Raw genomic sequence first — 24,604 nt, forward strand, 5'->3', positions numbered from 1 at the left:
GCTGCGGCTGAGTCTGCGCCGGTTGCCCTGACGGCTCCTGCTATCAACGCCTAGGCTTAGCGTGGGCCTCGCCGCGAGGTCTGAATAAGTGAAGGCGAAAAGCTCTTCCCGCCTGGGGAGGGCTTTTTGTTTGGGGGGTGCGATCGCGCGTTCTGATTTTGATGGGGACGCGATCGCTCACTGCAATGGGGATGGCTTCCCCGTTGTCGCCAAGCACAACGTAGGTAGAGCTGATACTGAATGGATCAATCGTGCCGTTAGTCATTAGCCTGATTCCAGATTTTTCGACTTAAACCTGATAAAGCTGTATCAGGTTTCCGCAAGTATCATCCAAAACGGCAGTGGCTACCTCACTGGCTGTTGTGTCGTCACTAGCATCCCCATAGCGGCAACACAAACCACTCGAAGCTGGTCTTTGGGCTGAAGGCGAGATATAAATTTATACAACAATTTGCTCCAGTCGCTGATATGGCTCCATAATGAAACCAGCTGATGTTTTTCTCTTCAGCTTGGTTTTGCCATTCCATTGCCGCTTGGGAACTGGAGTTTTTTTGCAATCTTGCAAGATTTACTTTATGCTTTTCAGCCTAGAAAGGTAGCGCAATGATGGATCCTAAAGTCTTTGACCAACTGTCTTTGACGACACTTGCAACCCTAAAGGGAGCCAGTCCTAGGCAAGTGACGAGCCTTTTTTTGTCGTGGCTGACCGAAGTCGCCAGACCAGACAGAGTTAATTACGCCGTCGCCGGCTTAGTACAGGTCGGAATCGAAGTCCGGGGATTGGACAAAGCGGTCTTTGAATGGTGCCAGGAAGACCCGGAACAGAGGCTTGAGTCCGCAGCCAGCTTCGCAGGGGAGTACTGGGCGTCTCAAAAAGAGGTCTTTCCTCCCCTTGCCGAACAGATTATCGCGCGACTCGAGAAACCTTCCCCACGGCTCCAAAGTGATGAGTTTGAATGTTTGAAGGCGGCGATTTCGCTTTATCGGCTTAACCCTGAATTCCGACCTGGATTTCAAAGCGAGAACCTAAAAAGGTTGCTAGAAAGCTACGAACGAGAACTCCGGGCGATTGGGAACCAACTTGGGCTACTGAAGTGGCTACAGATTGTGCTGGGCGAAGCAGAGGCGCAACCTCCTGTGACTACTCTTGAAATGACTTCGCAAATGTTTGACCACCTCTACGATAAAGACCTGCCGCAATTAAGGAGAGCTGACCCAGAGCAGGTTAAGCAGCTGTTTTTATTGTGGCTGACCGACCTGGCTCACAAGCGGAGACAAAGTGATAATGCCTTCTTCACCGGCTGCGCCTTAGGAAATAGTGGGATCTCAGGATTAGACGAGGCGGTTTATCAGTGGCTTCTGGAAGATCTAGATTGCAGACTGATTTACGCGGCTGACTTTGCTAGGGGCTATTGGGGTTTTCAAGAAGACGTGTTTCCTCCCCTTGGCGCAGTGATCATCGCCCGACTCGGACCCGATAAGCTGGACGAAAGTGATGAAGAGATGTCTTGTTTGGAAGCGGCAATGGTGCTTTATCGAAAGCCTCTGTTTCGCGGCGAAAGACTCAAATCGTGGCTTCACTATTATGAGCTAATCTATGATTACTCAGATCGACAACCGGGGTTGGTAGCCGCTATACGTAGAGTGCTTTACGAAGATCGAGATGCCAATGACTGCTGACACCCGCTAGGCTCAAGCAGGCCAAAGCTGCTTCACCTTTAGACCCTCGGGCGTCGATAAGACACACCTAGAGAGGTATTATTTTGTGCTATGCTCTAGCAGAATTTCCTGTGAAGCTGATCCAGTCCCGTCCCTGACTGCTGGTCGCAGGGGTATGGGTGGGGTTTACTTCGTCCCAATTTGCACAAGCGATCGCAGCTCAGTTATTCGTCAGCCTTGCAGTGGACAAATGGCAGGCTCGTAATATCTACAGCAAGCTAGGGGTGAATGACCGCACCCAAGCGACCGTCAAAGCGACCGTCAAAGCCACTGTCAAAGGTAGAGAGCTGACCCTCTTGCCGTCTAATACAGCTCTTAGAAATCAACCCTAATGCCCCTCGATTCAGTAAAATAGACCCATCAACCGTAAGGCAGCACCCATGGTTCAAACGCCTCCCATCCCCCAGGTTTTGTATCCAGACTCCGACGGTAAACCCATGGCTGACAATACCGTCCAGTATCGTTGGATTGTCCGTCTGGTAACTAATCTCAAGCAGCTCTTAAAAGATCAAACTGCTTTTTCTCGCAGGGGATTTGCTCTGGTACACCGTCAAAGTTGAGGTTCCATCTGTGCCTGCGCAAGCGCCAGATGTGATGGTCGTGCTAGGGCGTCCGTATGGGGACCGTGGCAGCTATAAACAATGGGAGGAAGCCGACATTGCCCCGCAGGTTGTTTTTGAGATTCTTTCACCTAGCAATAGTGCCAGAGAAACGCTAGCAAAGCAGGCATTCTATCGGCAGTACGGGGTTCTAGAGATGTTCTTTTATGACCCAGACTCCCATGATTTCTGGGGATATGTGCGTGACCGTCAGACGCAAGGTTTTTCCCTGATTACCCCGCTTAACTTCCCGTGGGTTTCGCCGATATTAAACATTCGGTTTGAACTGTTCGAGAATGACCTAATGGTGCTTCATCCCAATGGCGAACGATTTAAAGAACCCGGAGACTAAATTGAGGAGCGCAACCAGACCCAGCAGGAGCGTACCAGGTACAGCACGAACGCGATCGCGCCTATGCCAGGCTTCGCGAACTGGGGATTGATCCCAGTCAGCTTTAAGCGATTTACTTGATGCTCATTCACTTTATCCACTATTATTGGAGGGCGAACCCTGATCTCAGTTTCTTCATTTAGCGACGGACTGTTTCCAGCTCTGACCTCAGATTTGGCCTCAGATTTGGGAACTCTGGAAGCTGAAATCAGAGCAAGTTCGCCATGCTGAAACGCCTCCGAGCATTCTTTTCTTTTAGACCAGACCGGCTGGTTATCCGTAGCAAAGGCCAGCAAACCTGCGGCGTTTCCAGGGCGCAAATTCGAGCAGTGATCGAATGGCTGGGCTTGCGAGCCACGGATTATGGCGCCATGGCACATCTGATTTGGGACAACCCGGAGATTGCGATCGCGGATTTGGACGCCAGGGTTAAAGATGGTCTACAACGCAAGCAGCCGATTTTCCTCTATCGCTGCGGCGATCGCCCGTCAGTGACTCCACCGGCAGGCTACGACTGGCGGCTTGTACCGGAGTATCCCAGCCTGCGATTGTATCGGCTGGAGAAGGATGAGTGATAGATGAGATCGCGCTAACCTGTTACTGCAGCAGAGGATGACTTGGGATGGATAGTAATGCTGACTATGTGATCTGGCTGGACAGACTCACCCATCGGGATGTGGAGCGCGTCGGCGGTAAAAATGCTTCGCTGGGAGAGCTGACGACGGCCCTCCAGCAGGAAGGTGTGCGGGTACCTGAGGGGTTTGCGACCACGGCCAGCGCCTATCGGGCCTTTATTGAGACCAATCAGCTGGCGGCAGAGATCCAGGCTCAGATGTCTGCGCTGGAACAGGGCAAACAGTCGCTAGAAGCCACGGGTAAGGCGATTCGCCGACTGATCAAGACAGCGGACTTCTCAGAGGAGCTATCTAACGCCATTCGGCAGGCCTATCGCGAGCTGAGCCAGCGCTACGGTCGGGATGAGGTAGACGTAGCGGTGCGCAGCAGCGCCACGGCGGAAGATTTGCCAGACGCTAGCTTTGCCGGTCAGCAGGAGACCTTTCTCAACATCAGCGGCGAGGCCGAGCTGTTGGAAGCCTGCCGCAAGTGCTTTGCCTCCCTGTTTACCAATCGGGCCATCAGCTACCGGCAGGAAAAGGGCTTTGACCACAGGGCGATCGCGCTTTCAGTCGGCGTGCAAAAAATGGTGCGGTCTGACCGGGCCTGTGCCGGGGTGATGTTTTCCATCGATACCGAGACCGGCTTCCCCGATGCGGTGCTGCTCACCGGGGCCTGGGGGCTGGGTGAAACCGTTGTCCAGGGCAGCGTCACGCCGGACCAGTTCACCATCTTTAAGCCGCTGCTCCAGTCGGGGCAGTTTCGGCCAATCATCGAGAAAAAGAAAGGCTCGAAAGCCAAAAAGATGGTCTACTCCAGTGAGGGCACCAAGACGACCGTGGCGACCATCGGCACCAGCGGCAAAGAGCGCCAGGCGTTTGTGCTGGACGACGATGAGATTTTGCAGCTGGCCCGCTGGGCGGTGCTGATTGAGCGCCACTACGGCGGCCCGATGGATATGGAATGGGCTAAAGATGGCGATAGCGGCGAGCTGTTTATCGTCCAGGCCCGGCCGGAGACGGTGCAGTCGCAGCAGTCCGGCGGTCTGTTAAAAACCTATAAGCTGAAGGAATCGGGGCCACTGCTGCTGACCGGGTTGAGCATTGGCAGCGCGATCGCGGTTGGGAAAGTCTGCCGGGTGCTCCATCCCAAAGACATCGATAAAGTGGAAGCGGGCAGCATTTTAGTCACCGAGATGACCGACCCCGACTGGGTGCCGGTGATGAAGAAAGTCGCAGGCATTGTCACTGACTACGGCGGTCGCACCTGTCACGCCGCCATTGTTAGCCGCGAGCTGGGCATTCCCGCTGTCGTCGGCACCGGCGACGCCACCCGGCGGCTGTCCTCTGGGCAAGAGGTGACCCTCTCCTGTGCTGAAGGCGACCAGGGCCAGCTCTATGCAGGCCGACTGGACTTTGAGTCGATTGACGTCGATCTCAACGATATTCCTGAAACCCGCACCCAGATTATGATGAATATCGCCAGCCCGGCGGCGGCCTTTAACGGGTGGCAGCTCCCGGCTAAGGGGATTGGCCTGGCCCGGATGGAGTTTATTATCAATAATCTGATCAAAATTCACCCAATGGCCCTGGTCCACTATGACGAGCTAGAAGATCGCGACGCCTGGCAGACGATTCGCGACATGACCCAGGGCTATGACGATAAATGTGAGTACTTTATCGACCGGCTCTCCCAGGGGATTGGCAAAATCGCCGCGTCCCAATTTCCCCATCCGGTGATCGTGCGGCTCAGTGACTTCAAAACCAATGAATATGCCGACCTGATTGGCGGCCACGCCTTTGAGCCGAAGGAATCTAACCCAATGCTGGGCTTTCGCGGCGCGGCCCGCTACTACAGCGATCGCTATCGGGCCGGGTTTGCGCTGGAATGCCAGGCCCTGAAGCGGGTACGAGAGGAAATGGGCTTCGATAATATTGTCATCATGGTGCCCTTCTGCCGCCGCTTAGATGAAGCCGACAAGGTGCTGAAGATTCTGGCTGAGCAGGGGTTAGAACGGGGTAAAAACAACCTACAGATCTACGTCATGTGTGAGATTCCAGCCAACGTATTGCTGGCAGACCAGTTCGCCGAACGCTTCGACGGCTTTTCCATCGGCAGCAACGACCTGACCCAGCTGATCTTGGGCGTTGACCGCGATTCGGCGGAGCTGGCCGACCTGTTTGATGAACAGGATGAGGCGGTGAAGACCGCAATTCGGCAGGTGATTGAAAAGGCCCACGCCGCCGGGCGCAAGGTAGGCATCTGCGGCCAGGCCCCTAGCGACTATCCCGAGTTTGCTCAGTTCTTGGTGGAAGCGGGCATCGACTCAATCTCACTCAATCCGGACAGCGTCGTCCAGGTGAAGCGGCGAGTCGCCGAGCAGGAAGGCTAGACCAGCGCAATATCACTCGCCCTCATAGCCTGTCTGACAGGCTGCGTTTGTCTACCCAAATTTAGCCCAAATCTATGTCTGGGCTAAATTTGGATATCTTGTATCAGACGGCTAAGGCGTTACCAACGAAGCATGATGCTGGCTTAAATGGTCCCCCAAGGAATCATGATCCCAGTCGCTCTCTAAATCCCGGAAAGAAGCATGTACGTGATTTGCTTCGACCTCGCTACTCACCACCCCAAAAGTATTGGACTGAAGGAGCTCAATCAAATAGCGGTCGCTTTGAACACGAATATAGAGTTCGCCATGCTCATCATCGCGATCGCCAAACCACCAGACGCGAGATTCAGCTAGTGACTGCTTTAAGGCTTCCTCATCCACTTCATGATTGGGCTGTAGCTCCAAAAACTCATAGGCATAATCCCAAAGGAGCCTTTGCTGTATGGGACTCAGCTCAGCCACTGGGATGCCTGGCTTCTCACCTTCTAGGTAGCTGGCCGCATCTAAAGGAACATCGGCTCCACCTGCTAATACCACATCGGGTAGCCTTGACCAGGCCCCTTGTTCCATCGCTTGCGCGTCTAAAGCCTGCAAAAATGAACGGGCTAGCCAGGCTTCTCGATGGAGCATTTGCTGCCCTTCCTGGGCTTGCCACTGGCGATACTCTCCTTCCTCAGGCGATGGACTTGCAGGCACGATCATTGGACTTGATCCAAAAAACATAGGCATTGCGCTAACCAGCGGCTGAGCCCCTTTGCCATCGAAAGTAAGATTGAAGCTGAGGTGATGTCCTTCAAATCGAATTCCCCATGGCTCGGCCAACAGGCGACTGTCAGCGGCGTCAGGTTCTCCAAAAATAGCGACGAAATACTCAGATCCATCGCGATAAGGGGGTGGGGTCCACTCGGGCACCAAAGGACTGCCGACGACCTGATATTTCTCAGGATTAGCCCGATGGGCATTTTCCATTTCTCCAATCAGCCCTTCGTTGTTCATCGTTTGAATAGCCCTTGAATACCCTGCGCTGCTGAGACTTTTCATTAACACATTGTTCAGCGCAATTTTTTGGATGGGGCTGAGTTGCGACATCCGTAGACCGACATAGTCGTCTTTGCACCGGGCGAGCACATAGCAAAAGCCTCGGGTTCGATAGGGATTGTCGAAGGACAAGGTAATCGCTGTCCGCTGCTCTTCGTCTAGCAAGGCCAAGAAGTCCTGGGTCGCTGCGACTACTTCTCGATAGCGAACTGATTCAATGGATTGAGATGATTGAGATAGTCCTGGATCAAAAACATTGAGAGAATTTTGGAAATAGCTTTGAGTGTCTGTCTGATGGGAGTGACTTTGGTAATTTGACTCATTATGATGATTAAACCGGTCTGCATAACGGATAGTTCCTACCGCTAAAAGCGAAACGGCTAAGTACAGAGATGTTTGTAAAGGCGAGAAAAGCGAGAATTTCATAGTTGAGGCTAACTTCCTGATTTATTCAATGATTGAGTCATCAGCAAACTAATAGCGATAAATATGCATTGGTTTGCTGCTGGATTAAAAGCCCCCAGTATTGAGGGCTTGAGGGCACACGTAGACAGACAACCTGTTTGACTTTCTTGAACCCATGATGTTGACCTACTTAAGCATGGCTACTTAAAACGCAATCTGAAATATCAAGTTTTCCCTTGCAATTTCCAGGATTGCGGGGCTTGGGAAACGCACGCAGAGATACTCACTAATTGAGTCAATCTATCGATTAACCTTTGTTTCGTTTATAACAGTTTGCGCTTAATCTATGAGAAGAAAAACAAAAGTTAATCCGGCTTGTAGGCTGTCATTTAAGGAAACGAGCAGCCAGCTGAATACTTACAAGTATATACCTGAAATTGTGCGTCTCCAGCTGAGAAATTAAAGATCTAGATAAAGCAATAGTAATAATTACAGCATGGGTAGTTTGGCTCGGCAGAGAACACTTAATTGCTGAGCGATGGTAGGTAATTTACCAGCCCTGGAAAGGCGATAATCAACACCAGCACGATCAGCTGCAAAGCGATAAACGGCAGGACGCCCCGATAGATATTGCCCGTTGTGACTTCTGGCGGGGCTACCCCGCGTAGGTAAAACAGGGCAAAGCCAAAGGGCGGCGTTAGGAATGAGGTTTGCATATTGGCCCCCACAATTACGCCATACCATACCAGGCCGCTGAGGCCATACAGCTGCTCGGCAATGGGCGCAAATAGGGGAACGACAATAAAGGCAATCTCAAAAAAGTCAATAAAAAATCCCAGCAGAAAAATGGTCAGCATGCTGACCAGCAGAAACCCAACCTGACCGCCCGGCAGCTGGGTGAGCGCATCAAAAATAAAGCGATCGCCCCTGAGCCCGCGAAAGACCAGGCTAAAGGCGGTCGAGCCGATCAGGATAAACGTGACCATGCTGGTGGTTCTCAGGGTACTGTCGCAGACCTCCCATAGCCCTCTCCAGCTCAGCTGACGGTTGATTAGCGCCAGCAGCAGCGCCCCCAGCGCTCCCAGCGCGCCTGCCTCAGTCGGCGTCGCGATGCCAAAAAAGATACTGCCCAGCACCAATAAAATCAGCACCAGCGGCGGTATCATCACCTGCACTACTTTGAGCAATAGGCTGCGCCCTTTGACCCGCAGCAGCTCCACCGGCAGCGGCGGCACCAGTTCGGGACGAATCACAGCAATGACCGCAACGTGGGCAATAAACGCCAGCGCCATCAGCAGTCCGGGAATCAGGGAGCCGATAAACAGATCGCCGACGGAAATTCCCAGCTGGTCGGCCAGCACAACCAGCACAATACTGGGCGGAATGATCTGCCCTAGCGTACCCGAGGCGGCAATCACGCCTGCCGACAGGTCCTTGCTATAGCCGTAGCGCAGCATGGTGGGCAGCGAGATCAGGCCCATGGTGACGACGGTAGCGGCGACGACGCCGGTGGTGGCCGCTAGTAGGGCACCGACAACGATAACCGCGATCGCGAGTCCGCCCCGCAGCCGACCAAACACCTGACCCATCGTCTCCAGCAGGTTTTCAGCAATGCCCGATTTCTCTAGCATCGCCCCCATAAAGATGAAGTAGGGAATGGCCAGCAGCGTGAAGTTGTTCATGATGCCGAAAATCCGCTGCGGCATCGCGGTGAGAAATACCGGGTCAAAAAGGTCCAGCGATATGCCAATCAGGCCAAACAACACTGCAACGCCACCCAGGGAAAACGCCACCGGATAGCCCAGCGACAGCAGCAGCAGCGCCCCGACAAACATGCCCGGTCCGAGCCATTCGGCCATCAGGGGCGGCCTCCCGGCGGTTCGCGATCGGTCCGGGTTTCAGGCCCGGTTTCAGGCCCGGTTTCAGGTAAACTTGCAGGCGGACTGGCGGGTGGATGAGCCGGGCGATGCCCCGTTAAAATGGCTAAATTCTTAATCGCTTCTGAAATACCCTGGCCAATCAGGGCTATAAAGCTGATTAGAATTAGGGACTTAATCGGATAGCGCGGCAGCCCGCCCGGGTCGGGCGACAGTTCTGAAATGCGCCAGGAGGCCAGCACCCACTTCCAGGAAAAGACCAGCACCAGCGCACAAAAGGGCAGCAAAAATAACAGCGTTCCCACCAGGTCGGCCAGCGCCCTGCGCCTGCCGCTCCAGCCCGACTGAAATATGTCTACTCGCACATGATCATTGCGCCGCAGCGTATAGGCTGCCCCCATCAGAAACACCACGCTGAACAGATACCACTGGGTCTCAATTAGGGCATTGGAGCTGAGATTTTGGCCCACGGCCTGCCCAACGTAGCGGCCAATCACATTCCAGCAGCCGACCCCGATCATCACCAGCACCAGCCAGCCTGCTAGCCAGCCAATGGCCGAATTGATGCGGTCGATCCAGCGCGAAAGGGTGAGCAGCTGATTCACCGGCTATGCGTTACCTTGATTCACAAATCGATTGAAGCTCAGCTCGTTGATCCGATTCCAGCCATAGACGTTTTCGCGGAACGCGGTCCACTGATCGTAGATTTCCTTGAAGGTGGCATCGCGGCTAGCGTTGGCTTCGTAAATTTCAAAGGAGGCTTGCTCCGCCGCTTTCATAATTTCGTCGCTGTAGGGGGTGAGCTGTACCCCTTTATCCACCAGCCGCTTCAGCGCCGCCCCGTTGAGCGAATCATACTTTGATAGCATATTCAAATTGGATTCAAAAGCCGCCGTTTTGAGCACTTCCTGGTACTCGGTCGGCAGGCTGTCCCAGGCTTGTAGGTTGACCTGTAGCTCTAGCGTAGCCCCGGGTTCCCACCAGCCCGGGTAGTAATAATAGTCAGCCGCATCGGCCAGCCCCAGCTTTTCGTCATCGTAGGGGCCGACAAACTCAGCCGCGTCAATGGCATTGCGATCCAGCGCCAGAAAGATCTCCCCGCCCGGCAGCACCTGCACATTCACCCCCAGCGCCGCCATCACTTCACCGCCTAAGCCAGGAATGCGCATTTTGAGCCCTTGCAGGTCAGACACCGAATTGACCTGACGCTTGAACCAGCCTCCCATCTGGACGCCGGTATTGCCTGCTGGAAAGTTAATCACGCCAAAGTCTGAATAGAGCTTGTGCATTGCTTCCAGGCCGCCGCCGTGGTAAAGCCAGGCGTTTTGCTGCTGGGCGTTGAGGCCAAAGGGAACGGTGGTGCCAAAGGCCAGGGCCGGGTTCTTGCCGACGTAGTAGTAGCTGGCGGTATGGCCACATTCGACGGTCCCAGCCTGCACCGCGTCCAGGACTTCCAGCCCCGGCACGATTTCGCCGGCGGCGTAGGGCTCGATGCTAAAGCGTCCGCTGGTCATTTCGCTGACCCGATCGCTGACCGTTTGGGCCCCGCCGTAGATGGTATCGAGCGCCTGCGGCCAGCTCGTCGCCATCCGCCAGGAAACGGTCGGCAGTGAAGCCGAATCGCCTCCACCTTGGGCGACCGTGGATGGGGAACCATCGCCACAGGCAGTGAGACCAAGCGCAGTGCCTGTGCCGGCTGCCAGATAGTTGATGAGATGACGACGTTTCATAGCGGCCTTTAAAGAGAGGATTTGTATTGGCTGATACCTATGAAATTATTGATCAGGCACTTGAGCCGCCCTGTCAAGCCGTCAAATGTTAAGAACCAATAATCTCCAGTTTTTGAATAAAATTAAGCGCTCTCTAAATGTTGAATGCCCAAAGTGTAAAAGTGTAAGGTGAGTTCTGTGATCAGTATTGTTCTGTCGCGATCGCGACTGGCTACAGGACAAAGTAAACCCTTAGACCAATATCTGGATTTAGAGTTTCTTGAAATATCTAGCCACTGGGAACAGCTCGAAGCCTACTTTTTCATAGGTGTGACGGGCCGGGGCATGACCGGGATCGGCTCCGGTCTCCACCATCGCAATCGACATTCCAGCCTCTTTCAGCCAAGCCAAAGCAAACGCTATCAGCTCGCTGCCAATGCCGCGTCCTTGAAAGTCTGGATCGACTGCAACCATGTAGATTTCACCCATACTGTCATCCGAGTGTTGTTTCACGGCTATAAAGCCCACGGCAGAATCTGCATCAACAGCAACCCATACCTTTGTGTCTGCCGCCGCGCAAACATCTTCGACAGCCTTTTGCTGGCTTGCCCGCCAGCTATCGGGATAGAAGGTCTGATAGACATCGGCGTTCATCGCTTTCTGAAGCGAATCAAAGACTGGCTCCCAAGCTCGAAGCGAAAGCCGAATGACGGCATCCAGCTGCTCAGCCGCGTAAGGTTGAATCCGCATGCTTGTATGAATCCTGATTGATTAACTTCAGTCATATACCATCATCGGTCCCTACAGCTAGGCTGGCTCAGTCTGATGGTTTAGGTGCACCAGTAAGGACATTGGCAATGTCCCTACTGGTGCGATCGCGCCTCGCCTATTTGCTGCCACGGCTGTCCCGGTTGTGCCGAATCAGGTCAATAAAGGTTGCATCCTCGGAGATTTCATCAGCAGAAGAAACCTGCTGATCCTTCGTAGAATTCTCCAGGATAGCAATAGATTTCGATCCGCCCCGGTCTAGCACTTCATAACGGCGCTGCTGGAGGCTGTCAGACTCAAATTCAGCAGCGTTGGCAGCCGGGATGGTGCCAGCAGCGGCAATGGTCAGGGCAACAGCGGTAAAGAAATAGCGTTTCATGATGGGTCTCCTTAAGTGATAGGGATTTCGATTGCTTCGATACCCACTACCCTAAAGACCAATCGGGAAGTTCCAGAGATGGTGAAATTTCTTTTCTGATGGCTAGCAAACCTGTTACCTGAGGTTTATGCTGTAGTGCAGGCTCGCTCTTGGCCTAAACTGGGTCTCAAAAGTGCGATCGCGCTGTCTCCTCGTCGATCTGGTACGACATAATCGACGGGCGCGAAATAAAAATTAGTCCAGCCCTATACGGTCGTTCGAGGAGATTGCGATTGCTAGCTAGAACGACCGCATATCAAAGGCTGGAACCTTTTCCTCCTGCATGACCGCGAGCGAAAACGGCTGACTTCTTTCACTGGCCAGTTGCGATTGGGAAGGGGTAGCTCCGGGGGGCAAGAAATTAGCCTGCAATCACGACTGAAAACTTCTAGGGAACCGAACTGCGTCTTTATAAAGGGCAGAATACTATAGAGCTAGAAGTCTAGTAGCCACACAGGGCAGAGTTTGAGCAGTTGCACAGTGCTGCCCTCGTAAGCTAACAGAAACTGGCCAAACGGGTCCAGGCAGCATGGCATGAGCTGACGCGCAATGAAGCTCCCTACTAAGACTTCTCTTCCTCAAGTCTGACGGGGCTGTGTTGCGATCGCACCCCCCATTCATTCTTCTGCTCCATCTGACCTTGGCTATTAACAACGAGTCGGTCTGGCTAGGAAGAAAACAATGCTCGAAGGCGTCTTAGCATAGGGGACTAGATCTGGGTTCAGCATCCAGAGTCTCTCTAATCTTCTTGCCACCGTTCCTGGCTGAGTAAATCGATGACGCGATCGCGCAGTAGAAACTCATGTTCTGCCAGGTTTAGCTCTACGCATTCCCACTCTCGCCCGGTGATGTAGCGGCATAGAGCATAGAGCGGCTGCTGGCGATCGATGAGTCCCTGCTGAACTAGCTCATAGGCTTCATCGCGAAGCATATCGAGGGAGTAGAGTTGCTCGTACGGCGTGGTGATCATAGTGCGGCCTGAACGATGATAGCGCGGGAGAGTTACTGCTCTCTAACCCTCAAGATAGGCAGCAATAGTGAGGAAATCATGAAGAAATGGTATAGATAAATACCGTTTCCCCGCCTACTCGCCGTTTAGGCTGTCATCCGGGCGTTGCGCACCAGATAGCGATCGCCAAACAGAATTGGTAGCGGATCGCCGTCTAGGGGGGCGGCGGCACTGCCGGGGCGTTGCGCGTGGATATGCAGATGGGGTTCAGACGTACTGCCAGAATTGCCGACGTTTCCCAGCGGCTGTCCCACTGTTACCGGCTGCCCAGGGGCGACCTTAACGCTGCTCTGCTGTAGGTGAGCCAGCAGCACATCGGCGGTTTCACAGCGCAGCAGCACATGGTTACCTTCTCGATGGACCGAGTCAGCCTGGGGGGGAATCAGGTCGGGTAAATCATTGGCCGTCGCAATCACACTGCCGCCGCAGGGCGCATAGACGGCCTGGCCATAAATCTCATAGTTAATTAAATCCTTCGGCAAAATCCCGGGGCTGCGGACGCCGAACGGATTTAGCTTGGTGAGGTCTATGCCGTAGCTCTGGCCTCGATAGTCGCGGGCCTTGGCCGCCGCTAGCGTTTCGAGATGGGCATTCACTAGCAGATTGCTGCCGCCATTAGCCACGTAGTAGGTGCCATTTTTGAGCGGAAACGTCAGCGAAATAGGAGCGGCGGCGGGAAGCCGATAGCCCAGGGCCGCTTGCAGCGTCACGGCCCAAAATAGTCCGGTCAGCAGGCCGCATCCGAACACTCGGCTCAGTATCCAGGCATTGCGTTTGGGCCAGCGGCTCTGGCGTCGAGCGTCGAGCAGGGTCAATATCGCCAGCACGCCCCAGACCGCCCAGTAAAAGTAGGGCGTCCACCAGGGTAGCAGCACGGCCCAAAGGCCAATTAGGGTAACCGCGCCCAGGTATCCAGCCACCATCAGCGTTTTGAGCAGCCAGCCCAGCAGGCTTTGGGAGCGGGAATAGGCCTGCCAGAGCAGCAGGCTGAAGGGAATCAAACCCTGGGTGATGAGAATTGAACTGTCCATGGCTCATGCGATTTCTCAGACAATCGGAAACCCGGCCTCGGCTATGAGCCTGAGTCTTGATCACCTGACGCATCCGGCCCCTGACGCTCAATCACAACGGTGAGATGAGCGACCATGGCCCCAATCACGCCCGCAGCGGCGACGACTGGAAAAACGGCGGTGCCGATCGCGCCGCCAATCACCCCGACCGTGAGGGGAATCTCGATCAGCGTGCGACCCTCTTCGTTTTTGATAATGATGCGGCGAATATTACCCTGGTGAATCAGATCTTTGACCATGGCGACGAGCGAATCACCGGAAATTTTAAATTCCTCTACGGTCACTTTTTGATTGGGGTCTACTGGGGGCTCAGTAGGCGCGATCTCAGATCCATCGACTGCCGCTGCACCCGTAGGTTGTTCAAGGTTCGTATCCATAGCGGTTTCTAAGCGGGCTACTCCTCTAGGCTACAGGGTACTTATGAGGAAGTTATGAAGGCTGAAGCTGTCTCCAGCGCAGAGCACCAGCTATTGGACTGCTTTCAAGATAGAGACTTCGAAAGGCGCTAGCCGCTTGGGTAAGGCAATCACCTGGCCGGGCGCTATGTCCGTCGTTGACAGTAAGACCTGCCAGCGTTTGGGCTCAATTGGCTGGTCGGTGACCAGGTCTTTGTCGTAGGAAAAATTGATCACGATCAGGACGGTCTCACTATCGGTCTCTCGCAGATAGGCTAAATGCTCATAGGGATAGTGAATCAGACTGCGCCAGCAGCCTTGGCGGAGGGCCTCATGCTCTTTCCTCAGCCGGAGCAGCTGACGATAGAAGGTTAAAATCGAATTTTTTTGATCGATCTGAGCCTTGACGTTGAGGGTCATGTAGTTAGGGTTGACCGGCAGCCAGGGCTGAATAGCTTTACCAAAGCTAAAACCGGCTTGGGGGGAAGCATCCCACTGCATGGGGGTACGGGCGCCATCGCGGGAGGGCAGGGATTCGCCGTCCACGTTTAGCACGGCCTGGTCTCTAGCCTGCTCTGGGGGAATGTCTTCGTGGTTGACCATGCCCAACTCTGCGCCGTAGTAGAGGATGGGGGTCCCACGTACCGTCAGCAGCAGGGCCGCTGCTGCTTTCGCGATCGCGGTTGAGTCGATACAGAGGCTGCATTCGATCCACCGGGACAGGTGCCGGGGAATGTCGTGGTTGTCGAGAAAGTAGGCAGGCCATTCGCCTGGGGGCGTGACAATCTCCTTCTTCTCGATTTCCCGCTGAAGATAGCCGGGATACCAGGGGCTAAAGGCAAATTCAAAGGTGAGGGGAAGGTGGAGCTCATTTCCTTCGGCCCCGTAGAAGATTGTAGAATCATACAGGCGGCTGTCAATGAAGGTTTCGCCAATGATCACCCGCTCATCGTATGATTCGACCACTGCACGCATCTCCTGAATGATGCGGTGGTTTTCAGGCAGATTTTTGTTGTAGAGATGGTACTGGTTGTTGTAGTCATTGCGATCGGTCGCTTCAAACTTGACCGGATTGTTTCGAAATAGCTCATCTTTACTGTAGACGCTAGAGGCATCTAGGCGGAAACCATCGACCCCTTTGTCTAGCCAGAAGCGCATCATGGCGTAAATCGCGGCTCTGACATCGGAGCTGTGCCAGTTGAGGTCGGGCTGGTTGGCGTTGAAGGAGCAGTAGTAATACTGCTGCCGGGTTTCATGGAAGGCCCAGCCAGAGCCACCAAAATAAGACAGCCAGTTGTTCGGCGGCCCTCCGTCCGGGGCCGGATCGAGCCATAGATACCAGTCACTTTTCGGATGATCCTGGCCGCTGCTTGACTCCAAAAACCACTCGTGCTGATTGGAGGTATGGTTGACAACCAGGTCTAGAATGACTTTGATATGACGCTGGTGGGCGGCCTCCAGCAGGGTTTCAAAATCCTCCAGGGTGCCAAAGGTGGGGCAAATATCATAGTAGTCGCTCACGTCGTAGCCGTTGTCGATCATCGGAGATTGATAAATCGGTGAGAGCCAGATCGCGTCAACGCCTAATGCCGTCTGACTCTGGGGATTACCATCATTCAGGTAGTCCAGCCGCTGAATAATTCCTTGTAGATCGCCCAGCCCATCTCCGTTGCCATCGGCAAACGTAAGGGGATAAATCTGATAGATCACGCTATGCTTCCACCAGCTAGGCGCTCGGAACGACATTTTTGCTCCTCATACAGACATTCTCTTAACCTATCATCTAACCGATAGAATCTGGTCCGAAGTTCCTGAGAAGAGGCTAAGGAGAGGCTAAGGAGAGCATAAAAATTTGTTATGCTCTAATTCTCCTTTTAGAGGATAGAGAAAAAGTTATTGCGAGTAGAGGCACCCAAGCCGTTGATGAGTTGCTCAATTCTCAGCATTTTCTTATGGCGGCTTAACCTGGGTAGCAGCAAGTCAAAGTAATTTAGAAGATACAACTGCAACCCGTTGTCAGGCAAGGTTCTCGCTGTACTAAGCAGGACTCAACCGGGTGAGCTGTGTTTGTTAAAGACAATCGCTATGAATATGAGAAAGATGACCATTGGAGCGCTGGCGGCTACCACACTGTTAGCGACTGCTGCCATTGCGCAGGCGGGAGGATGGGAAAACTTTAAGCTCAGGTATTTCTCTCTGACCCAGATTTTCCACGATCAGAGTCGGGAACTGGGCGATCTGCGTCAGCAAAACGTTGTACCGGAAGACAACAGCCGCATTGATTTAGATCAGCTCCTCAATGGCGGACCGCCTAAGGATGGTATACCCAGTATTGACGATCCTCAGTTCGATGCGGCTGAGGCAACGCCGTTTCAGGCAGAGGAGACCGTCATTGGCGTTGTGATCAATGGCGAAGCGAAGGCCTATCCCTTTAACGTGATGAACTGGCATGAAATCGTCAACGACAGCGTGGGCGGGGTTCCCATCACCGTATCTTACTGTCCCCTCTGCGATACGATTGTGGCCTTTGAACGGGGCGAGACCACCTTTGGGGTATCGGGTAAGCTCTATCAGAGCTGCCTGGTCATGTATGACCGGGCGGACGATACGCTGTATGCCCAGCCTTGGGCTACTGGAGTCGTCGGTCCTAAGGTGAACCAAATACTAGATCGGGTGCCTGCGGTAAAAACGTCCCTGGGTGAATGGCTCGCCCAATACCCCGACAGCCAGATTCTGTCTACTCGTACCGGCTACAGCCGGGACTACCAGGGCTATCCCTACGGGACTTACTATACCAACGACCAAATTCTCTTCCCTGTTCGTAATCAGGAGCAGCGGGAACGCCATCCCAAAGCGATTGTCAGCTACGTGTGGGAGGCTAATGATCAAACCCCCCACAATCAGTTTTCAGGCGATAGCCACTCGTTTGCCCACGAAGCACTGGCGCAGATTGGCAGCCAGGAAGTACAGCTCGCCGGGCAAACCATTCTAGCCCGCTGGGATCCGGCCCTGTCTACGGTTGTGGTAGAAGCAGCGGACGGGACTGTGGTCCCGAGCACCACCGCCTTCGCCTTTGTCTACCCGGCATTTTTTACGGGAGATGAAGGATTGGGGAGAGCCGATGAGCCTTGAGTACTGGTTTATGTTTCCGATTTCGGTGCTGATTGCCGCGCTTTTTTTACTTCCCAGCGACGTGCTGAAGGGCGTCTTAGGCGTCGGGCTGTTTGCGATCGCGACCCGTTTTTTGCGCTCTCCCGAGCCAGATGACCTGGCGACAGCAGACAAAGGTATCCAGGCCCACCAGGCTAAGGACCCCCAGACCTGCATCACCTCAACCGCAGGAGAAACCTTCTGCTACACGGTCGCCAACCGGACCGAGGGCCGTCTGCTGTCGGGCATTGGAGCGCTATTTATCGGTATGGTTTCCACCGGCTTAGGCGAGCTCAACGGCTATTTCTTAATTCAGCGCTGCCGGGTTCCGAGCAAGGTGGCTGTCGCCACCAGCGTATTCATCGTCGCGATTACGGCCCTGGTCGCATCCATCGGTCACGTTGTGCAGTTTGCCCAGGTGGGCGGCGAAACGCTGGCAACGGTTCTGAGCCTGGTCATCTTTACCGCCCCCGGTGTCCTGATTGGGGCGCAGCTGGGCTCGATGGTCGCCAGTCGCCTGCCGCAAAGGGTGCTAGAGCGCAGCATGGGAATTTTATTCATTCTCGTGGGCACGACTGTACTTGGGGAAATCTTGCTGCAAAGTTGATCGCCTGAGAAACTCACGCCAGTATCAGAGCACCGAGGCCAAGGAAACCGGCCTCAGGCAGCTATCTGCCTCTACGTCCGACAGCTGCCGATGACTTTCCTCGGTCTACTGTGGCTAATTCAGGCGGTGAAAGCACTCAATCCAGTCAGGTCAGAAGTCGGCTCAGCTGGCTTAGTCACTATGAAAGTTAGCTAGGTCATTAGCCTATCGAGGTTCATAACCCAACGTCGTTGGGAACCTTTAGTCAGGGGCGTATGTACGCCTCGCCTGCCAACAGATACCACTACGCTCACTCGTTAGCTTTACGGATTAATAGCCCTATGGAATCTACCAGTTTTCGTTCTCTGACGACCGTAGACCAGCAGCAGCACTGGTGGGTTGAGATTCAAACCCAGGTGCCTGCCTGTACCTATTTCTTTGGCCCCTTCGACAGCGATAGTGAAGCCCTGCTATTGCAGGAAGGCTACATTGACGATCTGGTTCAGGAAAGCGCTCAGAACATTACAACTGAGATCAAACAAATTCAACCCCAGATGTTAACTATCGATAACAACGGTTAAATTCTAAGGCGTCGCAAGATGGAAGCAGGTGCTCGAAAGCTAGACTCGTCAGCGCATTTGGCTAAAATAACACGGGCTGTCGCGCTGGCCTGCGACTATCCCAGCGAATATGACTACCGCAAGTCAGTTCATTTTGTGCCTGCCGGTAGCCTAAGCATTATTCATCCTGGCGAGATGCATTCTGGGACGGGGCGGGATATCGGAGATCGCCAGACGCCTGCTATATTTCGCATGATGTATGCTGAACCTCGGGCTGTCAGTCAGGTCTTTGCCGATGCGTTTGGGCAGAGCAGCCTGCCTTTCTTTACCAGCTTAATCATTTTGGATGATGCGCTAGCCTCTCTATATCTGAGATTTCATCAGGCGTCCCAGGGAAAAGCCTCACGGCTAGAGCAAGATGAGCGGCTTCAGGCGTTTTTGACAGAACGGAACTAGGCGGGCCACAGACTGAGGAAGCTAGATCAGAAGCTGACGAATGGCTGATAGCTAACTACCACCAGCTACCGGTAGGACTGCTAGAACCCGAAGACATCGCTGGAATCGTCATTTTTCTCGCCTCACCAGCGGCTCAATACATCACGGGCATTACTGTAGATATCGCCGCAGGTGCTAACGCCAGATATACTGCTTGAGATATCTTGGTCTGTTATAAAACCTTAAGCGGCTTTGCGGAAGGAATAAGGTGAGTTTGATATTTCGGCCCCTTGAGAGTGAACAGGCGCTAGCAATCCTTTGCTGGCGCTACCCGTCTCCCTATGACTGTTACAATTTTGATGTCAACAATACAAAAGGAGACTTGCTCTATCTACTTGACCCAAACAACGCCTTCTATGCAATCTTGAACCTACATGGAGCGCTAGAAGGCTATTGCTCTTTTGGGATAGATGGTCAAGTGCCGGGCGGAGACTACAGCACTGAAGCTCTCGACATTGGGATGGGAATAAGACCCGATTTGGTGGGACTGGGCCGCGGAAAGCATTATGCTCAAGCGATAGCAAGGTATGGAGTTTGTCAGCACGGGGCACAGGTGCTGCGGGTAACGATAGCAGCGTTCAACCAGCGAGCGCAGCAAGTATGGAAGCAGCTAGGATTTGAGCAAGTCGATCAATTTGTCAAGATCGGTAGCAAAGAAAGATTCGTAGTTATGGTCTGTGCAGGAACTCAATGGCTTGCTGACTAGACGCAGCTACTTTACTCAACATCTTCGAGCGACATTTGCCTTTCAACATTAGGCAGAGGTCTCACGTCAATGTAATCCTGAGCGAACCTTCTGAGACCTATATCTTCGCTGTAAATGCAATCTGCGCCTCTGGCAAGTGCTGTGGCAGCAATCATAAAATCGGCTTTCATTTCTGATCTCGATATTCCGTTTTCCTGGATTCGCTTTTTATTTCTCCATAGCTCTGCAAAGCGAAGCGCGGCCTGCGTATCAAAAGGTGGAACGACAAACCGGCGGTGCATCAATTCGCTGACATTGCTATGCAGTCTAGGCTCTAAAGCACATAAAATTTCTGCAACAACTACAGACAGTACCATAATCTTGACACCGTCCTTCTCACATTTATTGATTAGGTATTTAGCTTTCTCAATATTATTTTCCTGGCCAGCGGTCGCTTCCCCTCTGATACCCCAGATAATGATATGTGTATCAAAACAGACCAACTTCATCTACGCCTCCGAGCGTCCATAGCGTATCTCGGAGATAAATTGATCTACATCGTTAATCTTGTCAAAAGAATCACCAACCAGCTCGGCCAATTCTTGAAAGGCTACCGTTGGTAAAGCCTCTTCATAGTCAGAAATGTCATTGATGTGAAAGTTCTCAACCTCATGTGTTTCAGAATTCCATTCTGCAGTGCCGTGCAACTCTACCTTGGTATAGAGTTTTGTACCTGCCTTCTTAGCCATGGGCTTGCTAATACTGCAATAAATAGTCTTGTTGTCTAAAGTTTTAAACTGGACTCTGGGTTCGGCTCCGCCAACGCGCGTTATTTCTCCATGTATAGTTGTTTCTCCAGACAGCGGATAGCTATCAGGTATTTTAGTTTCCGGGGTAAGAACGGCTAGCGATTCTAGTTTGCCATTTTGAGTGAAAAACTCAGCGTTGCACTGGTGCCGCCGCGTAAAGGTAGAGAGCTTTCTCAAAGAGCTGATCGTGCTGATTGGCAATGCGCTGAAGTCATTCTCGGCAATTGATTGGGTAATGCGAAGGGTCGCAGGCAAAGTTAGTTCTGGCAAATTTGGACAGAACTCTAGGCCAATACTACCTTGATGAATGTTCTGTAAGCCTATGACGATACGTTCTTTTTTTAGATCTGGGTGATCGCGAAGCACCATAGAAGCTATCATCTCCTCTACGGATTCAATCAATTCCGCAACTTCCTTGGAGCGGATTTTGCCTGGTGACATTCCCTCACCAGTCAGCAGTATTTCGACAGTTGTATCGTGAGCCATGCAGCGATCTCACCACCTTATAGGTATAAAAGTATTATATAGTTCTAACGTATTTATGGAACACAAGGCAGCTCAAGTTTCTATTACCGCCTGGGCATCGAACGGCATTTTGCTAGAGCGATATGCCTATGGGGCGGGTGCCGTGGAGCCGTTGCCAAAACATGCCCACGAGGAGTATCAATTTGGGCTGAGTTTTGACTGTCAGGGCGAGTATCGCTATCGAGGGACGCGACATGCGATTCCGACTGGGAGCCTGAGCGTCATTCATTCGGGGGAAGTGCATGCGCCGAGCGATCGCACGTCCCTCCCAAACCCAGCTCATTTTGCCATGATGCACATTCATCCCGGTTGGCTACAGACCGTTTTGGCTGAAATGACTGAAAAATCTGCGGCGCTGCCCTTCTTTCCCGCGGCATTTTTCACTGACGCAAAGTTGAATCGGCTGTTTCTGGCCCTAGCGGCGGCGGATTGGCAAAATTCCAAACTGGAACAGAATGTCGCGCTTTGGGAATTCCTTTCCCATCTGATTCGGCACTACGCCTCAGACCGTGCTGCCGTCTCTTCCTCTCCGCCCGCCCATGGCGCTGTGGAATTAGCCCGTGACTATCTACATGCTCACTACGCCAGCGATGTTTCGCTAGAAGAGCTAGCCGCGATCGCGGGTCTAAGCCGCTTCCATTTCTGCCGTGTTTTTCATAGAAAAGTCGGCGTATCTGTCAGCGCCTACCAAACTCAGCTCCGCATTGCCCAGGCCAAAAAGCTTTTGCTCCAGGGCTTGCCGATTGCTACGGTGGCCACAGCGACCGGCTTCTACGACCAGAGCCACTTTGGCGGGCAGTTCAAGCGGCAGGTCGGGGTGACGCCCGCCAGATATGTCAGCAGATTAGCAATAATTTCCTAGACGCTTCTCAGGCTTCTACCCTATGCTGAGCTGATCGTCAGTGTTGAAGGGGTGAGATACATGTCAGCAGTCAGTCGCCGTCAGATACTTACGGTTGGGGCGCTGGGAGCCGCAGGGTTGGCAGCGGCACAATCGGCTCGGGCCAATACTCAAAATCCGCCTGAGCCTCAGGCTAGCGTCAATCCCGATGGGTGCTTCGCAGGCAAAGTCGTCCTGATTACCGGAGCCACATCGGGGATTGGTGAAGCCACTGCCCGAGCCTTTGCCGCTGAGGGAGCCGCCGTACACTTTGCGATCGCGCCAGGTGCCGTCGATACCCCCATGCTCCGACGCGCTTTAGAGGCTTGGAATACGGACTTTGAAACGGTTTCTCAGGAATATCCGATCAGGCGAATTGTCATGCCCGAAGAGATCGCCAGAAGCGTCATGTTCCTCTGCTCTGACCAGGCCAGCTGCATCACAGGCATGGATTTAGACGCAACCGGCGGCTATTTGACAAAGTAGATCAGGCTAGAAAAGGTGTTAGCCACCTGAACTTATAGACCTCAAAAAACTGGATCTATCGCGATGAAAAAACTTTTAATGCTTGGGCTAGCCGCGCTGTGTATCTCGTTTTTGACGTTAGGACAAACGGGACTGGCCAGCGAATCTGACATCAGCCAGGAACAAGCCAATATTCAGGTGATTCAAGACTACTACGCGGCCTATGCGGAAGGCGATCTTGAAAAAATCAAAAGCTTCTTTGCACCTGATATCGTCTGGCGAATTCCTGGCCATCATCCCTTGGCTGGGGAGAAGCAGGGACCCGATGAGGTTGCTGCTTTTTTTACTCAGCTGGACAAGGGAAACTTCCAAGCAGACCCGATCTTCTTTCAGTCTCAGGGCGACTACGTGGTAGATATCCATCGCGGCTGGAGTAACGTTGAGGATGGCGGCGCTCAGGTCGATCAATTGTTCACCCTGATGTTCAAAATTGAGAATGGCAAGATTGTAGAGGCGCAAAATTTTCTGAGCGATCAGCACCAGGCGGATGATTTTTTCTGGCGGGTCTATCCTCTCAAGCCTTTACCCGAACGGCTAGCACAGTAGAAGAATATCCAAAACAGCAGAAGCTAAAGGAGCAGCGAATTTATGGACTATTACACCCTGGGAAATACAGGTCTCAAAGTCAGCCGCTTGGCGCTGGGCACGATGACCTTTGGCGATGACTGGGGCTGGGGCGCAGATGCCGCCAATGCTCGCCAGATATTTGACACCTATCTGGAAGCCGGAGGTAACTTCATTGATACCGCTGATATGTATACCAACGGTAACAGTGAGCGGATGCTGGGTCAGTTTGTGAAAGAGAGTGGAAGTCGCGATCGCGTCGTCATCAGCACTAAATTTAGCTACAACGCTGAGCCGGGCAATCCCAACGCGGGAGGCAACGGACGTAAAAACATCCTCCGAGCGGTGGAAGGCTCTCTAGAGCGGCTGGGTACGGACTACATCGACGTTTATATGCTGCATACCTGGGACCAGGTGACCCCGGCGGCGGAGGTCGTCAGCACGCTCGATAGCCTGGTAAGCTCGGGCAAAGTGCGCTATGTTGCTCTGTCAGATACGCCCGCTTGGTATGTCGCTCAGGCTCAAACTCTGTGCCAAGAAAGACATCTAGAACCGATCAGCACCGTGCAGCTGGAATATTCCTTAGCAGAGCGCAATATTGAGTTTGAGTATGCGGCTCTGGCCAAGGCGCTGGGCACGAGTATTATGGTCTGGTCGCCGCTGGCTAGCGGCCTGCTGTCGGGTAAATATAAGCCTTCTGAAAATGGCACAGAAGGGACTGGGCGTCTATCGATGCTGGCTGATAGCGGCAACCCGGCTTTTGACAAATTTACGGAGAAGAACTGGGCGATCGTCGCTGAGCTGGAGCAGGTTGCCCAGGAACTCAGCCGCTCTATGGCTCAGGTTGCGCTCAACTGGGTCGTGAATCGCCCCGTCGTTGCTTCAGTCATCATCGGAGCCACTAAGCTCCACCAGCTCAAAGACAATCTCGGCGCTTTAGAATTTGAAATTCCCGCCGAGCTACAGCAGCGTTTAGACCAGGTCAGCCAGCCCGAAGCGCGGTTTCCCTATACCTTTTTCGACGATAGCCTACAGGGCATGATCAACGGTGGGGCAACCGTAGGGGATAAGCCTGCCAGCTATCACCAGCCCATCCGAATTGAGGGGGCTGGAGCTGGGGTGACAGGCGCCCATGGAGTTTCTTCCGGCTAATGTCTTCCTTTGCGTATCTCAGTCAGCTGCCCGTAGACTATATCAAGATTGATGGCAGCTTTATCAATAAGCTCAATGATCCCATCAACTATGCCATCGTGGGCTCAATCTGTAAAATTGGGCAGGCTATGAATATTCATGTCATTGCAGAGTGGCTAGAAGATGACGCAGTCGGAGCGCAGCTCCAGACGTTAGGTGTGGACTCCGTCCAGGGCTATGGCGTCGCCAAACCGGCTCCATTTTTCCTCAGCTAGCGTTAGGGGTGCTT

25 protein-coding genes and 1 pseudogene are annotated in these 24,604 nt (G+C 53.2%); 14 read left to right on the top strand and 12 right to left on the bottom strand.

Translation table 11 applies throughout. The features are described from left to right. The first annotated feature begins 603 nt into the window (after positions 1–603). The 4 genes and pseudogenes from IQ241_RS00005 to ppsA all read left to right on the top strand — a co-directional run bounded on the left by IQ241_RS00005 (position 604) and on the right by ppsA (position 5,716). Positions 604–1,680, top strand: a complete 1,077-nt coding sequence (locus IQ241_RS00005) for a hypothetical protein (RefSeq protein ID WP_193904362.1) — start codon at positions 604–606, stop codon at positions 1,678–1,680. A gap of 419 nt (positions 1,681–2,099) precedes the next feature. Continuing rightward, a pseudogene (locus IQ241_RS26250) lies at positions 2,100–2,777 on the top strand (Uma2 family endonuclease). Positions 2,778–2,933: 156 nt separating this feature from the next. After that, complete coding sequence (locus IQ241_RS00015; RefSeq protein ID WP_193904363.1) at positions 2,934–3,284, top strand: hypothetical protein; 351 nt, start codon at positions 2,934–2,936, stop codon at positions 3,282–3,284. A gap of 47 nt (positions 3,285–3,331) precedes the next feature. Further along, on the top strand, positions 3,332–5,716 hold the full coding sequence (ppsA, locus tag IQ241_RS00020) for a phosphoenolpyruvate synthase (RefSeq protein WP_193904364.1): 2,385 nt from the start codon (positions 3,332–3,334) through the stop codon (positions 5,714–5,716). Between the two features lie 111 nt (positions 5,717–5,827). On the opposite strand, the gene IQ241_RS00025 is transcribed toward ppsA, so the two are convergent. The 10 genes from IQ241_RS00025 to IQ241_RS00070 all read right to left on the bottom strand — a co-directional run bounded on the left by IQ241_RS00025 (position 5,828) and on the right by IQ241_RS00070 (position 16,151). Further along, entirely contained in the window at positions 5,828–7,180 is a 1,353-nt protein-coding gene (locus tag IQ241_RS00025) for a DUF3500 domain-containing protein (RefSeq protein ID WP_228021229.1), read from the bottom strand. A 503-nt stretch (positions 7,181–7,683) separates the two neighbouring features. Continuing rightward, a complete protein-coding gene (locus IQ241_RS00030; RefSeq protein WP_193904366.1) occupies positions 7,684–9,018 on the bottom strand; it encodes a TRAP transporter large permease in 1,335 nt (444 codons plus the stop codon). Beyond that, entirely contained in the window at positions 9,018–9,641 is a 624-nt protein-coding gene (locus tag IQ241_RS00035; RefSeq protein WP_193904367.1) for a TRAP transporter small permease subunit, read from the bottom strand. The genes IQ241_RS00030 and IQ241_RS00035 overlap by 1 nt, the downstream gene beginning before the upstream one ends. Positions 9,642–9,644: 3 nt before the next feature. Continuing rightward, a complete protein-coding gene (locus IQ241_RS00040) occupies positions 9,645–10,766 on the bottom strand; it encodes a TRAP transporter substrate-binding protein (RefSeq protein ID WP_193904368.1) in 1,122 nt (373 codons plus the stop codon). 249 nt (positions 10,767–11,015) lie between these two features. Then, a complete protein-coding gene (locus IQ241_RS00045) occupies positions 11,016–11,495 on the bottom strand; it encodes a GNAT family N-acetyltransferase (protein ID WP_193904369.1) in 480 nt (159 codons plus the stop codon). Between the two features lie 136 nt (positions 11,496–11,631). After that, positions 11,632–11,892, bottom strand: a complete 261-nt coding sequence (locus IQ241_RS00050; RefSeq protein WP_193904370.1) for a hypothetical protein — start codon at positions 11,890–11,892, stop codon at positions 11,632–11,634. A 778-nt stretch (positions 11,893–12,670) separates the two neighbouring features. Further along, positions 12,671–12,901 (bottom strand): DUF4327 family protein, encoded by a 231-nt coding sequence (locus IQ241_RS00055; protein ID WP_193904371.1) that lies wholly within the window; start codon positions 12,899–12,901, stop codon positions 12,671–12,673. 125 nt (positions 12,902–13,026) lie between these two features. Continuing rightward, positions 13,027–13,971 carry a M23 family metallopeptidase gene (locus IQ241_RS00060; RefSeq protein WP_193904372.1) on the bottom strand — a complete coding sequence of 315 codons (945 nt, stop codon included), beginning with the start codon at positions 13,969–13,971 and terminating at the stop codon, positions 13,027–13,029. 41 nt (positions 13,972–14,012) lie between these two features. Then, a complete protein-coding gene (locus IQ241_RS00065; protein WP_193904373.1) occupies positions 14,013–14,387 on the bottom strand; it encodes a DUF4342 domain-containing protein in 375 nt (124 codons plus the stop codon). A 90-nt stretch (positions 14,388–14,477) separates the two neighbouring features. After that, positions 14,478–16,151 (bottom strand): alpha-glucosidase, encoded by a 1,674-nt coding sequence (locus IQ241_RS00070; protein ID WP_193904374.1) that lies wholly within the window; start codon positions 16,149–16,151, stop codon positions 14,478–14,480. A 339-nt stretch (positions 16,152–16,490) separates the two neighbouring features. Here IQ241_RS00070 and IQ241_RS00075 point away from each other — a divergent pair, with 339 nt between their 5' ends. The 5 genes from IQ241_RS00075 to IQ241_RS00100 all read left to right on the top strand — a co-directional run bounded on the left by IQ241_RS00075 (position 16,491) and on the right by IQ241_RS00100 (position 19,902). Next, positions 16,491–17,537 (top strand): DUF3179 domain-containing protein, encoded by a 1,047-nt coding sequence (locus tag IQ241_RS00075; protein ID WP_228021230.1) that lies wholly within the window; start codon positions 16,491–16,493, stop codon positions 17,535–17,537. Next, positions 17,527–18,162 carry a sulfite exporter TauE/SafE family protein gene (locus IQ241_RS00080; protein WP_193904375.1) on the top strand — a complete coding sequence of 212 codons (636 nt, stop codon included), beginning with the start codon at positions 17,527–17,529 and terminating at the stop codon, positions 18,160–18,162. The genes IQ241_RS00075 and IQ241_RS00080 overlap by 11 nt, the downstream gene beginning before the upstream one ends. A 320-nt stretch (positions 18,163–18,482) precedes the next feature. Next, positions 18,483–18,722 carry a DUF1816 domain-containing protein gene (locus IQ241_RS00085; RefSeq protein ID WP_228021231.1) on the top strand — a complete coding sequence of 80 codons (240 nt, stop codon included), beginning with the start codon at positions 18,483–18,485 and terminating at the stop codon, positions 18,720–18,722. Between the two features lie 18 nt (positions 18,723–18,740). After that, the gene (locus IQ241_RS00090) at positions 18,741–19,157 is read left to right on the top strand and encodes an AraC family ligand binding domain-containing protein (RefSeq protein WP_193904377.1); all 417 of its coding nucleotides are present in this window, start codon (positions 18,741–18,743) and stop codon (positions 19,155–19,157) included. 247 nt (positions 19,158–19,404) lie between these two features. Continuing rightward, positions 19,405–19,902, top strand: coding sequence for a GNAT family N-acetyltransferase (locus IQ241_RS00100; protein ID WP_193904378.1), 498 nt, complete (start codon positions 19,405–19,407; stop codon positions 19,900–19,902). Between the two features lie 11 nt (positions 19,903–19,913). Here the strand turns inward: IQ241_RS00100 and IQ241_RS00105 are convergent, their stop codons facing one another. Beyond that, complete coding sequence (locus IQ241_RS00105; RefSeq protein WP_193904379.1) at positions 19,914–20,390, bottom strand: type II toxin-antitoxin system VapC family toxin; 477 nt, start codon at positions 20,388–20,390, stop codon at positions 19,914–19,916. Then, positions 20,391–21,176 (bottom strand): hypothetical protein, encoded by a 786-nt coding sequence (locus IQ241_RS00110; protein WP_193904380.1) that lies wholly within the window; start codon positions 21,174–21,176, stop codon positions 20,391–20,393. A gap of 55 nt (positions 21,177–21,231) precedes the next feature. On the opposite strand from IQ241_RS00110, the gene IQ241_RS00115 reads away from it, so the two are divergent. The 5 genes from IQ241_RS00115 to IQ241_RS00135 all read left to right on the top strand — a co-directional run bounded on the left by IQ241_RS00115 (position 21,232) and on the right by IQ241_RS00135 (position 24,590). Further along, positions 21,232–22,077, top strand: a complete 846-nt coding sequence (locus tag IQ241_RS00115; RefSeq protein ID WP_193904381.1) for an AraC family transcriptional regulator — start codon at positions 21,232–21,234, stop codon at positions 22,075–22,077. Positions 22,078–22,137: 60 nt separating this feature from the next. After that, a complete protein-coding gene (locus IQ241_RS00120) occupies positions 22,138–22,581 on the top strand; it encodes an SDR family oxidoreductase (protein ID WP_193904382.1) in 444 nt (147 codons plus the stop codon). Between the two features lie 63 nt (positions 22,582–22,644). Next, a complete protein-coding gene (locus IQ241_RS00125; RefSeq protein WP_228021232.1) occupies positions 22,645–23,166 on the top strand; it encodes a nuclear transport factor 2 family protein in 522 nt (173 codons plus the stop codon). 42 nt (positions 23,167–23,208) lie between these two features. Beyond that, entirely contained in the window at positions 23,209–24,336 is a 1,128-nt protein-coding gene (locus tag IQ241_RS00130) for an aldo/keto reductase (RefSeq protein WP_193904383.1), read from the top strand. After that, positions 24,336–24,590 (top strand): EAL domain-containing protein, encoded by a 255-nt coding sequence (locus IQ241_RS00135; RefSeq protein WP_193904384.1) that lies wholly within the window; start codon positions 24,336–24,338, stop codon positions 24,588–24,590. The genes IQ241_RS00130 and IQ241_RS00135 overlap by 1 nt, the downstream gene beginning before the upstream one ends. Positions 24,591–24,604: the final 14 nt, after the last annotated feature.

It is taken from the genome of Vasconcelosia minhoensis LEGE 07310 (assembly GCF_015207255.1).
Taxonomy (GTDB): Bacteria; Cyanobacteriota; Cyanobacteriia; order Phormidesmidales; family Phormidesmidaceae; genus Vasconcelosia; species Vasconcelosia minhoensis.